Source organism: Nakamurella sp. PAMC28650 (assembly GCF_014303395.1).
Classification (GTDB): domain Bacteria; phylum Actinomycetota; class Actinomycetes; order Mycobacteriales; family Nakamurellaceae; genus Nakamurella.
The window spans coordinates 1,932,619-1,948,018 of the sequence record NZ_CP060298.1; the positions used below are offsets into that span (position 1 = coordinate 1,932,619).

The following is a 15,400-nucleotide window of genomic DNA, read 5'->3' on the forward strand; positions in this document are numbered from 1 at the left end:
AACCAGTCAAACCTACGTAATTACCCGGCATGTCCTTAGATGAAGTGTTCATCGGCAACGAGCCTCGCGGCCGCGCAGGCGGCGTGAAGGACCACACCGCGGCGATGATCGCAGTGGAATCGATCCCCGGCCGCAAGCTGGGCAGGGTCCGCATCGAGCTGGCCGAGACAGCCCGATCGGTCAGCATGCTCGGCTTCGCCGACCGCGTCATCGCCAAAGGATCAACGGTCAGAACCGATGGCGCCAACTACCTGAAGAAGCTGACCGCGGCCGGCTACGAGCACGTCGCGTTCGTCGGGACCGACAGCGCCGAGCCCGCCCACATCAACCTCCCCGGCGTCCACATGGTCGCCTCGCTGCTCAAACGCTGGCTGACCGGCACCCTGCATTACGCGGTCTCCCAGGAGCACCTGGCCTACTACCTGGACGAATACACATTCCGGTTCAACCGACGCACCTCGAAGAGTCGCGGGCTTTTGTTCTACCGACTGTTGCAGCAGGCCGTGAACACAGACCCACACCCGCTCGCTGAACTGCGCAATCCTGTTGCAGCAGTGGACGTCCCGTTCTGAACTTTACTCAAGCAGCTACCCGGTTCATATGTTCGATTCTACCTCTGAACGTGATGCAGTGCAATAGATCTGACGTCCATGCGATCGGCTCAGGGTGAACATCACGATTTGCGAAGAGAGCTTGCTCTTCCGACCTCGGGTACGTGGGGGCGCTGCTTTCGTGACAGATCCGGGAAGTGTTCGGCATCGACCGACTGTTCGTTTCTCCGGAACGTCGTCGCGCAGGAATCGGGTGGGGCCCTGCTGCAGCACGTACTCCGCCGAGCCGGTCACCGGGCCGTGGTGCGTCTGGCGCCGTGCCCTCGATTTCGTCGTCAACGGGCTCGGTGAACGACCGGGCCTCGCCGCGGCGCAGTGCCCGGCGCTGACCGACGCCGAACTGGTCGCGTCGATGAAGGCGCGCCGGCGCCTCTAGCCTCAATCTTTCTTGAGATGACTGGCCTTCCCTCGGCGCGATAGATCTGGTGTTGTGACGCCCACCGCGGGTCTGCGGGTTCGTCAGAGCGACCCAGGGTCATCTGGGTGGTGCCGGATTCCACGTTCCGGTGGGTCTTCTCGATGTTGGTCGGGGTGGGGGTGCTGCGGTCAGGTGGCCTGCTTGAGGGCGTGCAGTCGGGTCAGGCCGGTGGCGAACAGGTGCTGGTGCGGGGCGTGCCCGGACAGCCGCAGCCAGACTCGTCGGGATCGGCGCGCAATGGTCGCCGCCACGGAGAACAGCTGCAACCGCAGCCGTTTCGGTTCCCACCGGCGGGCCCCGGTGCCGGTCAACGCCAGCATCTGCAGCCACGCGGTCAGCTCCGTCGCCAACTGGACGACAGCGACCCAGATCTGATTTTGCGCGAACGCAGTCAAGGGCAGGTTCCGCAGCCCGGTGTCTTTCGCGTTGCGGATCCGGTCCTCGCAGCGGGCCCGGTGGCGGTGCCGCAACTCCAGGTCCGCCAACTGCCCGCCGGTGGTGTTGGTGACAAACGCGGTCAGCCGGTTCCCGCCTGAGTCGGTGAACCGCAACTGCGCCCCGGGGTGCGGACGTTCGGCCCGCACGATCACCCGCATCCCTGCCGGCCACGTTGACAGGTCCAGCAGGCCGGTGAGTTCGGTGACCCACGCCCCGTCGCGGACCTTCCCATCGCCGTCGTAGGCCGGTGTCCACCCTGGTCGGGGATCAGGTTGATCTTGTCGACGATGTCCTGCGTCAGCCCGAACCCCACCGAATACGACAGGCCCTGCCCGGCCAGCCACTTCAGGTATTCGTGGGTGCCGCCGCCACTGTCGGCGCGGACCAGCACCCTGCGCCCGATCCGGCCACCGCGGCGGTTGAAGGGCAACTGCCGCAACGCATCCTTGGTGACCGCGATGTGGTCGGCGGCGGTGTTGGACCCGGCCCTTCCGGGGCGCAGCATCATCGACAGCGGCTCACCGGTGCCGTCGGGGCCGTGGTCCACCCACGATCCCAACGGATGGAACCCGAAACCGCGCTTGTAGGTCGGCGCCGCCAGTTCCTTCTCCGAGTGGGAGGTGATCAAGGTGGCGTCCAGGTCGATGATCAACGGCCGGTCCCGGTCGATTCCGAAGTCAGGGGCGTCCTTCCCGGCCATCTTCCACACCCGCTGTCGGACTGCTGCTCTGGCCTGGTTGATCGCCGCCAAAGCGGCCTGCGGGGTCGCGGCCAACGCGTCGACCAGCCGGGACACGGTCGGGTCCGAGGCGACCCGGCCGAACACCGCCGGCTCAGACCGCAACGCCGAGATGTCGGCCAGGCAGTCCCCGCCGATGGCGACGCTGATCGCCAGGTCCAGCAGGATCTTCCCCGGATCCAGCACCGCCCACTGCTTGCGCCACGGCTCCAACGCGGCAGACAAAGCCCGGTCCAACCCGACCTTCCCGGCGGTGGTGACCAGCAGCACCGCACCCGCATGGGACACCACCCGCTTCGCGGTCGTGTCTACTGTCAACGGCGGGTAGAAACCGGTAGGGTTCGGCATCAGAAAGGTGCTCCTGTTTGCTGACGATGTGGATCTCAGAGACCCTCATCATCGCAGGTCGGGGCACCTTTCCCTCACTTCGAAACACCCACCTCAGCACTCCCGTGAAAGCGCGAGGCTAGCACTCGGACCGGCCCGACCGACCCGACCGGCCGGCCTGACTGGCCTGACTGGTCTGTCAGACCGAATGCTCGCAGACCTGCTCGGCGGACCGGCTGTCGGTGCGAGGAAGCACAATGGCGGGGTGGTGCGGAAGCGGGAGTCGACGACGGCGGGCACCGCTGTGCCCAGGACCGCGGACCCGGCACCATCGGAACGACCACCGCTGGCCTCGCTGGACCGGTTCTCGCCACTGGTCCGCGAGTGGTTCACCACCAGTTTCGCCGAACCCACCCCGGCGCAGGCCGGGGCGTGGGATGCCATCGGGCGCGGCGAGAACACGCTGGTGGTGGCGCCCACCGGGTCCGGCAAGACGCTGGCCGCGTTCCTGTCCGCGATCAACGCCCTGGTCACGGCCCCGGTCGCCGAGGCGGGTGCCCGCAAGTGCACGGTGCTCTACCTCTCGCCGCTCAAGGCACTGGCGGTGGACGTCGAGCGCAACCTGCGGTCGCCGCTGGTCGGCATCGGGTCGCTGGCCGCCCGCAGCGGTGTCACCGTCCCGGAGATCTCGGTGGCCGTCAGGTCCGGAGACACCCCCTCCGGTGATCGCCGCGCCTTCGCCAAGGACGGCGCGGACATCCTGATCACCACGCCGGAGTCGCTGTTCCTGCTGCTGACCAGCCGGGCCCGGGAGATGCTGACCGGCATCACGACCGTCATCCTCGACGAGGTGCACGCCGTCGCGGGTACCAAGCGTGGCGCGCACCTGGCGGTTTCGCTCGATCGGCTGGACGCCCTGCTGGACCGGCCGGCCCAACGGATCGGGCTGTCGGCCACCGTCCGACCGATCGAGGAGGTCGGCCGGTTCCTCACCGGCGGGCGCCCGGTGACGTTCGTCAAGCCGGTCTCGACGAAGCAGATCATCGTCGACGTGGTGGTCCCGGTACCGGACATGTCCTCTCTGGGCGAGCCGACCGGCGACCTGACCGGGGCGGCGGCCGGAGAGGTGGCGCGCACCTCGATCTGGCCCCATGTGGAAGAGCGGGTGGTCGACCTGATCGAGTCGCACCACTCGACGATCGTGTTCGCCAACTCGCGGCGGCTGGCCGAGCGGCTGACGGCGAGATTGAACGAGATCTACGCCGAGCGTCAGGCGGTGGACGACGACGAGACCGCGGACGGGCCGGCCGGTCGGCCGGCGCAGGTGATGGCCCAGTCGGGATCGAGCACCGGTGTACCCGCCGTGCTGGCGCGGGCGCACCACGGCTCGGTCTCGCGGGAACAACGCGCGTTGATCGAGGATCAACTCAAGACGGGTGTGCTGCCGGCGGTCGTCGCGACCTCGTCGCTCGAGCTCGGCGTCGACATGGGCGCCGTCGACCTGGTCATCCAGGTGGAGGCGCCCCCGTCGGTGGCCAGTGGCCTCCAGCGGATCGGGCGGGCCGGGCACCAGGTCGGCGCGCCCAGCCACGGAGTGATGTTCCCCAAGTACCGCGGCGACCTGATCTCCTCGGCCGTCGTGGCCGGCCGGATGAAGACCGGAGCGATCGAAGCGCTCAAGGTGCTGTCGAACCCGCTCGACATCGCGGCGCAGCAGATCGTCGCGATCTGTGCGATGGATCAGATCACCGTCGATCAACTGCACGAGCTCCTGCGGAGATCGGCACCGTTCGCGGCGCTGGGTCGCGGCGCGCTCGAGGCGGTCCTTGACATGCTCTCCGGCCGGTACCCGAGCGAACAGTTCGCCGAGCTGAGGCCCCGGCTGACGTGGGACCGGGTCACCGGCGAACTGACCGGACGCCCTGGTGCGCAACGCCTTGCGGTCACCTCGGGCGGCACGATCCCGGACCGCGGAATGTTCGGCGTCTTCCTGGCGTCCGGTGAGGGTCCCGGCCGGCGGGTCGGCGAGCTCGACGAGGAGATGGTCTACGAGTCGCGGGTCGGCGACGTGTTCGCCCTCGGGTCCAGTTCCTGGCGGATCATGGAGATCACCCACGAGAAGGTGCTGGTGCTGCCGGCCCCCGGAGTACCGGGGAGGTTGCCTTTCTGGAAGGGCGACTCGCTGGGCCGCCCCGCCGAGCTGGGCCGTGCGCACGGTGAGTTCGTCCGCCAGATCAGCGATCTGCCGGTCGATGCCGCCCACCGGCGGCTGTCCGGTGACGGGCTCGATGCCTTTGCCGCCGACAACGTGATCGCCTACCTGTCCGAGCAGCGGGAAGCCGTCGGCCTGGTACCGGACGAGAAAACCATCGTGGTGGAGCGATTCCGGGACGAACTGGGGGACTGGCGCCTGGTCGTCCACTCGCCGTACGGCGCCGCGGTGCACGCGCCCTGGGCGCTGGTGGTCGCGGCCAGGATGCGAGAGCGTTTCGGTGTCGACGTGCAGGCCATGCACGCCGACGACGGGATCGTGCTCCGTCTTCCGGACGTCGAATACGAGGGTGACGGCCCCGACATCCTGGACGCGATCGCGCTGGACGCCGAGACGCTGGAAGCCGAGGTGACGTCGGAGATCGGAGGATCGGCGGTCTTCGCCTCCCGTTTCCGGGAGTGTGCGGCGCGGGCACTGCTGTTGCCGCGCAGGCAGATCGGCAAGCGTCAGCCGCTCTGGCAGCAACGCCAGCGGGCCAGTCAGCTGTTGGAGGTCGCCGCTCGGTATCCGACCTTCCCGATCGTCGCCGAAGCCGTCCGGGAGTGCCTTTCCGACGTCTTCGACGTGCCGGCCCTGGTGGGTCTGATGCGTGAGATCCAGGCCAGATCGGTACGGATCGTCGAGGTGACGACCCTGTCGCCTTCGCCGTTCGCCCGCTCGCTCCTGTTCGGTTACGTCGCGCAGTTCCTGTACGAGGGCGATTCGCCGCTGGCCGAAAGGCGGGCTGCGGCCCTCACCGTCGACCCGGCGCTGCTGGCCGAGCTGCTCGGCGGCGGTGACGGCCTCTCCCTGCGCGACCTGCTGGACCCCCAGGCCATGGCGACCACCGAGGCCGACCTGCAACGGCTCAGCGAGCACCGCCGGGCCAGGTCGATCGACGAGATCGCCGACCTGCTCAGGATTCTCGGCCCGCTCACGGTCGAGGAGGTGGCGGCGAGGTCGACGGATCTCGACGCATCGTCGGCGTTGCAACAGCTGGAGGCCGCGCGCCGCGCCATCGCCGTTCGCGTCGGTGGCGTGGAACGGTGGGCCGACCCGGCCGACGCACCCCTGCTGCGCGATGCCCTGGGCACGGCCCTCCCCCCCGGTATTGCGCCCTCCCTGCTGGAGCCGATCGCCGATCCGTTGGGACGCCTGCTCGGCCGTTTTGCCCGCACCAGAGGACCTTTCGTGCCTCGGGAGGCGGCGCAGCTGTTCGGCCTCGGGGTCGCGGTGGTGACCGACGCGTTGCGCAGGCTGGCCGGCTCCGGCCGCGTGGCCGAGGGTGAGTTCCGGCCGCTGGGTTCCGCGGCGTCCCCCGAACGGCCGGGCGAACCGGGATTGGAGGGCGGACGCGAGTTCATCGACGCCGAAGTACTGCGCCTGCTCCGTCGCCGGTCGCTGGCGGCCCTGCGCGCCGAGGTGGAGCCGGTGCCGGCAGAGGCCTTGGGGCGGTTCCTGCCGGCCTGGAACGGCATTGTCGCAACCGTGGCCGCGAAAGCCAAGCAGGGGAAGGGATTCGACCGGGTGGGAACGTACTCCAGTGCGCCGGTCGGTAGCCGGCCCGCGGGAGGTGTGGACGCCCTGCTGCGGTCCATCGAGCAGCTCGCCGGGGCGATCCTGCCGGCCTCGGCGGTCGAGACCCTGGTGCTGCCGGCCAGGGTGCGCGGCTACTCGCCGGCGATGCTCGACGAGCTGACCTCGGCCGGCGAGGTGCTCTGGACCGGTCACGGCGCCCTGGGTGGCGACGACGGCTGGGTGTCGCTCCACCTCGCCGATTCCGCACCCCTGACGATGCCCATACCGAACGACGAGATCCTGGGTGGCGGGCACGAGGAGGGTGAGACGTCCGGCCGGTTGCACCGGGCGGTGCTCGGTGTGCTGTCCAGGGGCGGGGCCTTCTTCTTCCGGGCACTGACCGACGCGGTGCTGGAGGAGACCGGCGCGTTCCATTCCGACGACGTACTGGCCGAGGTGCTGTGGGACCTGGTGTTCGCCGGTCTGGTCAGCGGTGACACGCTGGCCCCGCTGCGGGCCAGGCTGACCGGTGGTCGCACCACCCACAAGGCCAAGGCAGCGGCCCCGCGTGTCCGGCAGCGCGGCACCTCGGGGCTGGCGTTGCTCTCGGCCGGCCGTCAGCAGCGCGTCGGCCCATCGGTGCGCCGGGGCGGACCCCCGATGGTCGCCGGCCGGTGGTCGCTGATCCCCGAGGTGGAGACCGATCCGACGGTCAGGGCCCACGCATCGGCCGAGGTCCTGCTCGACCGCTACGGCATCGTCACGCGTGGCTCGGTCGTCGCAGAGGAGACCCCTGGCGGATTTGCCGCCGTCTACAAGGTGATGTCGGCCTTCGAGGAGTCCGGCCGGGTCCGCCGCGGATATTTCGTGGAGGGTCTGGGGGCGGCTCAGTTCGCCACGGCCGGCGCGGTCGACCGGGTCCGCGCGTTCGTCAGTGCCGACTCCGAGCGCACGCCGGGCGGGGGACTGGTGCTCGCGGCCGCCGATCCGGCGAATCCGTTCGGGGCGGCCCTGCCCTGGCCGGACCGGGGCGCTGCTGCGGACGACAAACACCGTCCGGCGCGCCGGGCCGGCGCGTTGGTGGTGCTGGTCGATGGTGGGCCGGTGCTCTACGCGGAGCGGGGCGGACGGACCCTGATCTCCTTCAGCGAGATCGCGGGTGATCTGCACGAGGCGGCCAGAGCGCTGGCCGAGAAGGTGACGATCGGGTCGATCGGGTCGCTGACCGTGACCAAGGTGGACGGGTCGGAGGCGGTCTCCAGCTCCGGGCCGGTGGTGGAAGCCCTGTTGGCCAACGGGTTTGCGATGACGCCGCAGGGTCTGAGGTTGCGTTCGGCCAGTGGTCGCCGTGCCTGAGGGCGACACCGTCCGGCGGACGGCACGAAGGCTCGACGCAGCGTTGGCCGGACGCCCACTGGTCCGCGCCGAGCTGCGCTGGCCTGATCTCGGCGACATCGATCTGGCCGGGTCCACCGTGCACGAGGTGGTCGCCTACGGCAAGCACCTGCTGATCCGCTTCGAGGAGCGCGCCGGATGGGACCCGCTCACCCTGCACTCGCACTTCAAGATGGAGGGCAAGTGGACGATCGCCCCACCCGGCCCGCAACACTGGCCGCGGGCGAGCGGAGTAGCCGTCCGTGCCGTACTGGTGAACGAGGACTGGACGGCCATCGGCACCTGGCTCGGCATGCTGGATCTGGTCCCGACGTCGGCCGAGGACCAGTTGATCGGTCATCTCGGGCCGGACGTCATGAGCGATTCGTTCCCCGAGCGTGGGCGGCCGGAATCCGTCAGCCGGTTGATCAGGTTTCCAGATCGACCCATCGGTGCGGGGCTGCTGGATCAGACTGCGGTGGCCGGTATCGGCACCATGTACATGGCCGAAACCCTTTTCCTGGAACGTCTCTCGCCCTGGACTCCGACCTCGGAGGTCGATGTGGGTGCCGTTCTGGACAGAGCCCGCCGGCTGATGCTGCGCGGTGTCACCTCGGCCGTGCAGAGCACCACCGGGAACACCCGCCAGGGGATGACCAACTACGTCCATGCCCGGTCCGGCAAGACCTGTACGCGGTGCGGAGCCGTCGTACGGGTCGCGATGATCGGGCCGGAGGGCAAGGAGCGCACCGCCTTCTACTGTCCGGTGTGCCAGCCGGGCCCGACGCCGACCGACGACGGACGACGGCAGTCGCCGCTCGGATCCACCGCTGGTACCTCGAAGAACCGACGACCGGCGGGGTATCGCCGGCGCTGACCGGCGGCCCGTCCGGAGCCCTGTGGGTCAGCCCTTGTTGAACTGCTTGCGGAGCTGGGACACCCTGATCCAGCCCACCACCGTGCCCACCAGGAGCAGGACCGTCACGACGATCAGGAGCGGACCGGCGACCGCGGTCGGCGCGAATGCGGCGGCGAGGAGGAACACCAGGCAGAGCGCATGCGAGGCCATCGCGATGCTCAACATCCGGTCCGAGCGGGTGGCGGTGAGCAGCACCGGGAAGCCGCTGGGTCGGCTGCGCAGCTGGAAGGCCCAGGCCCCGAGCGTGGCGAGGACCGCGATCGGCCCCACCACATGGGCCAGCCGGCTCGTCGCCCCGGAATCCGAGAGCACGGTGAACCGCCCGAGCACCAGGAACGAGAGCCACAGGACGAGGTGGGCGATCCGGAAGGCGTTCCAGGTCGCCGCCTGCAGATTGTGCCGAGCGATGTCGTCGGTGGGATCGGCCCGGACGGCGGCGGCGAAACCGACGGCAGCGCTCGCCGAACGGCCCTTGGCGATGTCGATCCTGGCCAGCTCGCTCGTCACCGCCGCATCGCCCGGATTCAGCGCAGCCGCCTGGCCGAGCTCGACGGCGGCCTCGTCGTAGCGTCGCAGCTCGATCAGGGTGCTGCCGAGCACACGATGCGCGATGGCATCGTGGGGGGCGAGCGTGACGGCCCGTCGGGCCAGCCGTTCGGTACGCGGCGACGTGCGATGCCCCTGCAGATCCAGCGCGGCGGCGATCCGGTACGGCTCGGAATTGTGCGGGGCGAGCCGAATCGCCGTGTCGATGGCCTCGACCGACGCGGTCACGTTCTGCCGGCGCCCCTGCACCACGGCCAGCAGCAGGTGCGCGGCCGGCTGCTCCGGCGCCAGCGCGGCCAGGCGCGCGGCGCAGTAGAGCGCCGGGTCGAGTTCGTCCAGGTCGAAATGGCACCAGCCGGCCAGCCGCAACGCGGACAGGTCGTCCGGATTCTGAGCGAGGTAGGGGGCGAGCAGGGCCAGCGCCGGCCCGGAACGACCGGAGTCCTTGAGCAGGGCTGCGCGCTCCAGGGCGCCGGCCGGATCGTTCATGATCTCCACCCTGCCACGAGCGCCCCACCACCACCGCCGGCCCCGTGACCACTGCCACGCCCCGTCGCGCATACCGTTCTGCCCGCCGCGCGTCGAAGGGCCCAGATCTGACCTATTTCATGGACATGCGGGCAGGATCATCTGCGCGGGGGAGTTCTGCATGCGCGTAGGTTCCTGGCATGGCCCGAGCCTCAGCACCAGCCGTCGAACTCGAGGTTGCCGGCCGCACGGTGCGGATCAGCAGCCCGACCAAGGTCTACTTCGCCGACCGGGGTCTGACGAAACTCGATGTGGTGCAGTACTTCCTGTCCGTCGGAGATGGCATTCTGCGCGCACTGAAGGACCGCCCGACCACGCTGGAGCGGTGGCCGGGTGGCTTCTTCGAGGGCGCCACGCTCTCCACTCGCGCCGACCATCGTGGTGACGCCTTCTATTCCAAGCGTGTCCCGCAGGGCGCTCCCGATTTCGTCGAGTCGGTGGCCATCACCTTTCCGAGCGGGCGCCCGGCCGACGAGGTGTGCCCGACCGAGCTGGCCGTGGTGGCCTGGGCGGCCAACCTCGGGACCCTGCGGTTCCATCCCTGGCCGGTGACCTCGGCCGACGTCGACCACCCCGACCAGCTGCGGATCGACCTCGACCCGCAGCCGGGCACCGACTTCTCCGATGCCGCGTCCGTAGCTCCCCGACTGCGGGAAGTGTTGCAGGAGTTCGGGATGGACGGCCATCCGAAGACGTCCGGCGGGCGCGGGCTGCACGTCTACGTGCCCATCGAGCCGAACGCGACCTTCGTCCAGGCCCGGCGTGCGGTGATCGCTCTCGGTCGCGAGCTGGAACGACGGATGCCGGAGGCGGTGACGACCAGCTGGTGGAAGGAGGAACGCGGCGAGCGGATCTTCGTGGACTTCAACCAGATGGCCAGGGACCGGACGATGGCCAGCGCCTATTCGGTGCGGCCGAACAGCCGGGCCACCGTGTCGGCGCCGCTGACCTGGGACGAGGTGCCGCTGGTCGGACCCGAGGACTTCGACGTGCTGTCGATGCCGGCACGGTTTGCCGAGGTGGGCGACCTGCACGCCGGGCTGGACGGGCCGCGTTACGACATCGCCCCGCTGCTGGAACTTTCCGAGCGCGACGAGCGCGATCGGGGTCTGGGCGACCTGCCCTATCCGCCGGAATACCCCAAGATGCCGGGCGAGCCCAAGCGCGTCCAGCCGAGCCGGGACACCGATCGTCATCGGGAAGCTCCCGGTGACGTGGAGCGGGCAGATCACTAGGGCGTGTCTTCCAATAGTCGGTTCCAGACGATGCACGCCGAAAGCACCACTGCCGCGCGGTAGGTGATGGCGAGCTTGTCGTAGCGGGTGGCCAGCCCCCGCCACTGCTTGATCAAAGCGAAGGAACGCTCGACAACGTTGCGTTCCCGGTACATCTGGCGGTCCAGCGCAGGTGGACGGCCACCCTTGCTGCCCTTACGTTTGCGGGCGGCGATCTGGTCGCTCTTGAGCGGAATGACCACCTTGATCCCGCGGCGCTGCAGCATCCTGCGGGTGATCCCGGCGGCGTAGGCCTTGTCCGCCAGGACGGCATCGGGTCGGGTCCGTGGTCGCCCCCGACCTCGGCGCGGAACCCGGATGTCGGCCAGTACCTGTTCCAGGACGGCACCGTCGTTGCGTTGCCCACCGGTGATGACGATCGCCAGTGGCCGGCCCTTGCCATCGACCGCGTGGTGGATCTTCGTGGTCAACCCGCCCCGGGACCTGCCAATGCCGTGACCTGCAGGTTCAGCATCGACCAGTGGCAGATTCTTGTAGTTCGATACTGCCCCCTGTGTCCTGCTCGGGCCGTGTCGTGTTTGTGCTGGTGGGCGCGGTTGATGGTGGCATCCACCGACACGGTCCAGTCGATCTGACCGGCAGCGTCAGCGTCGGTCAACAACGCCGCGAGCACCCGGTCCCAGGTGCCGTCTCCGGCGTACCGGCGGTGCCGCTTCCACACGGTCTGCCACGGTCCGAACACGTCCCGAGGCAAGTCCCGCCAGGGGATCCCGGCCCGGTACCGGTAGGCGATGCCTTCCACCACCCGCCGGTGCTCACCGAACGGATGACCCCGCCGGCCAACATTTGTCGGCAACAACCGCTCGATCCGTTGCCACTGCTCGTCACTGAAGACGCGGTACCGCGACGAAGGAGAACTCATTCAGTGAGCATCCCGCCACACCTACCCAACTTTTGGGAGACACGCCCTAGTAGCGCCTGGCATGCACCTGTAGGGCTGCCGGCGCTGCTACCGGTACCCCCGCGCTGCTACCGGTACCCCCGCGCTGCTACGAGTGCGCCCCGCGCTGCGACGAGTGCGCCTGGCGGTGCGACGAGTGCGCCTGGCGGTGCGACGAGTACGTCAACGCAGGCCCGGCACGATGTCGTCCAGATCGAAGGCCACCGGGCGGTCGAGCTGCTCGAAGGTGCAGGATTCCGGGGTGCGGTCCGGCCGCCAGTGCCCGAACTGGGCCATGTGCCGGAGGCGGGTCCTCTCCATGTGTTCGTACCGCACCTCGACCACCAACTCCGGCCGCAGCGGAGTGAAAGAGAGGTCCTTGCCGACGCTCCACCGGGAGCCCTCACCGGATCGAGGGGTGCGCGTTTCGCTCGCGCCGCCCCAGTCCCACGGATGACCGTCGAAGGTGGTGACCAGCGGCTGCAGTTCGGCGAACAGTTCCTTGCGGCGCGCCATCGGGAAGGCTCCGATCACGCCGATCGAGACCAGCGTCCCCGCGTCGTCGTAGAGTCCGAGCAGCAGGGATCCGATGGCGTCCGGACCCGATTTGTGCACCCGGTACCCGGCGACGACGCAGTCGGCGGTGCGAGTGTGCTTGATCTTGAACATCACTCGCTTGTCGGGCTGGTACGTGCCGGTCAGCGGTTTGGCGACCACGCCGTCCAGGCCGGCTCCCTCGAACTCCTCGAACCAGCGCCGGGCCAGCTCGATGTCCGAGGTGGCCGGCGTGACGTGCACCGGTGGCCGGCACGACCCGAGAGCGCGCTCGAGCATGCTGCGCCGCTCGCCGAACGGCCGGCCTGTCAGGTCCTCGTCGCCCAGGGCCAGCAGATCGAAAGCGACGAACGAGGCCGGAGTGGCCTCGGACAGCATCTTCACCCGGGAGGCTGCCGGGTGGATCCGCTGCTGCAGGGCGTCGAAGTCCAGGCCGGAGCCGGTGGCGATGATGATCTCCCCGTCCACCACGCACCGCGGCGGGAGCTCGTCCCGAAAGGCCAGGACGAGTTCCGGGAAGTACCTGGTCATCGGCTTCTCGTTGCGGCTGCCGATCTCGATCTCGTCTCCGTCACGGAAGACGATCGACCGGAAGCCGTCCCATTTCGGCTCGTAGGACGCGCCGGCCGGAATGGCCGGGACGGCCTTGGCCAGCATCGGCGCGACCGGCGGCATGACGGGCAGTCTCATGAGTTCTCCTTCGGACCGACCTCGACGCAGTCAGCGGCTTCGGCCTCTTCGGGCACCGCCGGGGATCCAGCCGCCGGGGACCCAGCCGCCGGGGACCCAGCCGCCGGGCGGACGAGTCGCCGGAGCCGGGGCAGCATGGCGGTCAGACCCTCCTTCTGGACCTGCTCGGCGATGACGAGGAACAACAGTGTGGCAGGCAGCCAGGACAGACCGGCCAGATAGGGGTTGAGCACCGACTTGGTGGCCGGCGACAGGTAGAACGCAGCGGCCCATCCGCCGGCCGTCAGGATGTAGGTGAATCGCCACCGGTCCGAGATCGCGACGATCAGCGGGAGCGCCCACATCAGGTACTGCACACCGAATCCGGAGGTCACGATCAGCACGGCGGACAGGGCGGCCATGGTGCGGATCTCCGGTGCGCGCCTGCGCAGCAGGATCAGGACGATCACCACGCTGATCACCATGAAGGCCGAGCTCAACCCGGACAACGGGGAGTTGTACTCGGACAGGTTGCGGTGGCGTCCGAGCTGGACTAGGACGCCGGACCACGTCCACAGCTGGACGAAGGAGGAATAGCTCGCCATCCGCTTCAGGTCGGAGATCGGGGAGGTGTCGAGCAGCGCGACCCCCAGCAGCAGGCACAGCACCGGTACGAGCGCCGAGCCGATCAGGATCCGGACGATGCGCGACGGACTTCGCAGCGGGAGGACGGTCAGCAGGATCAGGACCGGCCAGGTCTTCGCGGCCACGGCGGCACCGATCAGCACCCCGCCCAGCAGTGGTCGTCGCGCACGCAGCACCAGCACACCGCCGAGGGCCAGTGCGAGCGCAATCGGCTCCACCTGCCCGTGCAGGGCCACCACCAGCAGGGACAGCGGATTGAATGCGTACTGCAGGGCCCGGTTGCGTCCGTCGGAACTGGCCAGCCGGGAGACGATCCAGACGATGACGCAGTCGGCGATGATCGGCACGATCTTCACCGCGTAGACCCAGGGCAGCCCGGTCCTGAGCTCTGCAGCGTGCACGAACGGCATCAGCTCCAGGAAGTTCCACTGGCGGCCGGGCATGTCGTGCAGGGGATCCTGGCCCAGCAGCACCAGATTGGCCGTCTGGCGGAAGTACTGGCGAACGTCGATCGGCGTGTAGGCGACCGAGGTCAACGCGGCGAAGGCGACGCGAACGACGACCGCCACACCGACGGATACGGCGACCGGCACCCGGTTGCGGGTGAAACCGGCGGCAAAGGTGGCCGCGGTGGTCAGACCCAACAGGATCCAGGTTGCTTCCGCGGTGATTTCTTGCCCCATTCTCTCGACGAAACCTGGTCTGGCGGAGGACCCCGGCCGATTCTCAGCCGACCGATTGGGCGGCGAGCTGTCGACGGAAGTAGTCGACGGTCGTCGTCAGTCCCTCTGCGAGCTGGACCTTCGGTTCCCAACCGAGAACGCCCCTGGCCTGGGTGATGTCGGGCTGGCGTTGCGTCGGGTCGTCCGACGGCAGCGGGTGGTACTCGACGCCGACACCCGTGTCGACCATGGCGATCACCTTCTCGGCCAGCTCGGTCATGGTGAATTCGTGCGGGTTCCCGAGATTGATCGGGCCGGTGACTTCGTGGGGTGTCCGCATCAGTCTGATCAAGCCGTCGACGAGGTCGTCGACGAAGCAGAACGAGCGGGTCTGGGTGCCGTCCCCGTAGATGGTCAGGGGCTCACCCCGCAGGGCCGAGACGATGAAGTTGGAGACCACCCGGCCGTCGTCCGGTCGCATCATCGGTCCGTAGGTGTTGAAGATCCGCGCCACCTTGATCGGTAGATCGTGCTGGCGTCGGTAGTCGAAGAAGAGCGTCTCGGCGCAACGTTTGCCCTCGTCGTAGCAGGAGCGGATCCCGATCGGGTTGACATGACCCCAGTAGCTCTCGTCCTGGGGATGGACCTGGGGGTCGCCGTAGACCTCCGACGTCGACGACAGCAGAATCTTGGCCTTGGTCCGTTTTGCCAGGCCCAGCATGTTGATGGAGCCGACCACGGACGTCTTGGTGGTCTGCACGGGGTCACGCTGGTAGAACACCGGTGATGCCGGACAGGCCAGGTGGTAGATCTCGTCGACCTCGACGTACAGGGGGAAGGTCACGTCGTGCCGGACGATCTCCAGCCGCGGGTCGTGCAGCACGTCGGCCAGGTTGGCCCTGGACCCGGAGTAGAAGTTGTCGACGACCAGCACCTCGTGACCCTCGTCGAGGAGTCGCCGGACCAGGTGGGAGCCGATGAACCCGGCACCTCCGGTGACCAGAATCCTTGTCTCGGACATGTAT

Annotated in this window: 10 protein-coding genes and 1 pseudogene; 5 read left to right on the forward strand and 6 right to left on the reverse strand. The window is 68.8% G+C overall.

Annotated features, from left to right (window positions below; genetic code table 11):
- Nucleotides 1-29: 29 nt before the first annotated feature.
- Nucleotides 30-572 carry an IS1595 family transposase gene (locus H7F38_RS08765; protein WP_187093735.1) on the forward strand — a complete coding sequence of 181 codons (543 nt, stop codon included), beginning with the start codon at nt 30-32 and terminating at the stop codon, nt 570-572.
- A 232-nt stretch (nt 573-804) separates the two neighbouring features.
- The gene (locus H7F38_RS08770; RefSeq protein ID WP_187093736.1) at nt 805-987 is read left to right on the forward strand and encodes a hypothetical protein; all 183 of its coding nucleotides are present in this window, start codon (nt 805-807) and stop codon (nt 985-987) included.
- Between the two features lie 170 nt (nt 988-1,157).
- On the opposite strand, the pseudogene H7F38_RS08775 reads toward H7F38_RS08770, so the two are convergent.
- Nucleotides 1,158-2,554 (reverse strand): annotated as a pseudogene (locus H7F38_RS08775) (IS1380 family transposase).
- Nucleotides 2,555-2,837: 283 nt separating this feature from the next.
- Here H7F38_RS08775 and H7F38_RS08780 point away from each other — a divergent pair.
- Nucleotides 2,838-7,658 (forward strand): ATP-dependent helicase, encoded by a 4,821-nt coding sequence (locus tag H7F38_RS08780; protein WP_370531350.1) that lies wholly within the window; start codon nt 2,838-2,840, stop codon nt 7,656-7,658.
- Nucleotides 7,651-8,553: a DNA-formamidopyrimidine glycosylase family protein gene (locus H7F38_RS08785; RefSeq protein ID WP_187093738.1), complete on the forward strand. Its 903-nt coding sequence runs from the start codon at nt 7,651-7,653 to the stop codon at nt 8,551-8,553. Before H7F38_RS08780 ends, H7F38_RS08785 begins: the two co-directional genes overlap by 8 nt.
- Before the next feature lie 27 nt (nt 8,554-8,580).
- Here the strand turns inward: H7F38_RS08785 and H7F38_RS08790 are convergent, their stop codons facing one another.
- A complete protein-coding gene (locus tag H7F38_RS08790) occupies nt 8,581-9,630 on the reverse strand; it encodes a tetratricopeptide repeat protein (RefSeq protein ID WP_187093739.1) in 1,050 nt (349 codons plus the stop codon).
- 179 nt (nt 9,631-9,809) lie between these two features.
- Here H7F38_RS08790 and H7F38_RS08795 point away from each other — a divergent pair, with 179 nt between their 5' ends.
- A complete protein-coding gene (locus tag H7F38_RS08795) occupies nt 9,810-10,904 on the forward strand; it encodes a DNA polymerase domain-containing protein (RefSeq protein WP_187093740.1) in 1,095 nt (364 codons plus the stop codon).
- Here the strand turns inward: H7F38_RS08795 and H7F38_RS08800 are convergent.
- The 4 genes from H7F38_RS08800 to H7F38_RS08815 all read right to left on the reverse strand — a co-directional run bounded on the left by H7F38_RS08800 (nt 10,901) and on the right by H7F38_RS08815 (nt 15,396).
- Nucleotides 10,901-11,826, reverse strand: a protein-coding gene (locus H7F38_RS08800) for an IS5 family transposase (RefSeq protein WP_370531293.1) whose coding sequence is annotated in 2 segments (ribosomal slippage) — nt 10,901-11,452 and nt 11,455-11,826 — 924 coding nt in all. Because the reading frame shifts where the segments join, the coding sequence is not laid out codon by codon here. The two genes, H7F38_RS08795 and H7F38_RS08800, sit on opposite strands and share 4 nt — an antisense overlap.
- Before the next feature lie 201 nt (nt 11,827-12,027).
- The gene (locus H7F38_RS08805; protein ID WP_187093741.1) at nt 12,028-13,089 is read right to left on the reverse strand and encodes an ATP-dependent DNA ligase; all 1,062 of its coding nucleotides are present in this window, start codon (nt 13,087-13,089) and stop codon (nt 12,028-12,030) included.
- Nucleotides 13,086-14,396, reverse strand: a complete 1,311-nt coding sequence (locus tag H7F38_RS08810) for a glycosyltransferase family 87 protein (protein WP_187093742.1) — start codon at nt 14,394-14,396, stop codon at nt 13,086-13,088. The genes H7F38_RS08805 and H7F38_RS08810 overlap by 4 nt, the downstream gene beginning before the upstream one ends.
- A 43-nt stretch (nt 14,397-14,439) precedes the next feature.
- On the reverse strand, nt 14,440-15,396 hold the full coding sequence (locus H7F38_RS08815) for a UDP-glucuronic acid decarboxylase family protein (protein WP_187093743.1): 957 nt from the start codon (nt 15,394-15,396) through the stop codon (nt 14,440-14,442).
- Nucleotides 15,397-15,400 lie beyond the last annotated feature (4 nt).

Excerpts from the sequence above, each read along its gene's own strand:
- H7F38_RS08765 (WP_187093735.1), top strand. The coding sequence starts at position 30 with ATGTCCTTAGATGAAGTGTTCATCGGCAACGAGCCTCGCGGCCGCGCA.
- H7F38_RS08790 (WP_187093739.1), bottom strand. The coding sequence starts at position 9,630 with ATGAACGATCCGGCCGGCGCCCTGGAGCGCGCAGCCCTGCTCAAGGAC.
- H7F38_RS08795 (WP_187093740.1), top strand. The coding sequence starts at position 9,810 with ATGGCCCGAGCCTCAGCACCAGCCGTCGAACTCGAGGTTGCCGGCCGC.
- H7F38_RS08805 (WP_187093741.1), bottom strand. The coding sequence starts at position 13,089 with ATGAGACTGCCCGTCATGCCGCCGGTCGCGCCGATGCTGGCCAAGGCC.
- H7F38_RS08810 (WP_187093742.1), bottom strand. The coding sequence starts at position 14,396 with ATGGGGCAAGAAATCACCGCGGAAGCAACCTGGATCCTGTTGGGTCTG.
- H7F38_RS08815 (WP_187093743.1), bottom strand. The coding sequence starts at position 15,396 with ATGTCCGAGACAAGGATTCTGGTCACCGGAGGTGCCGGGTTCATCGGC.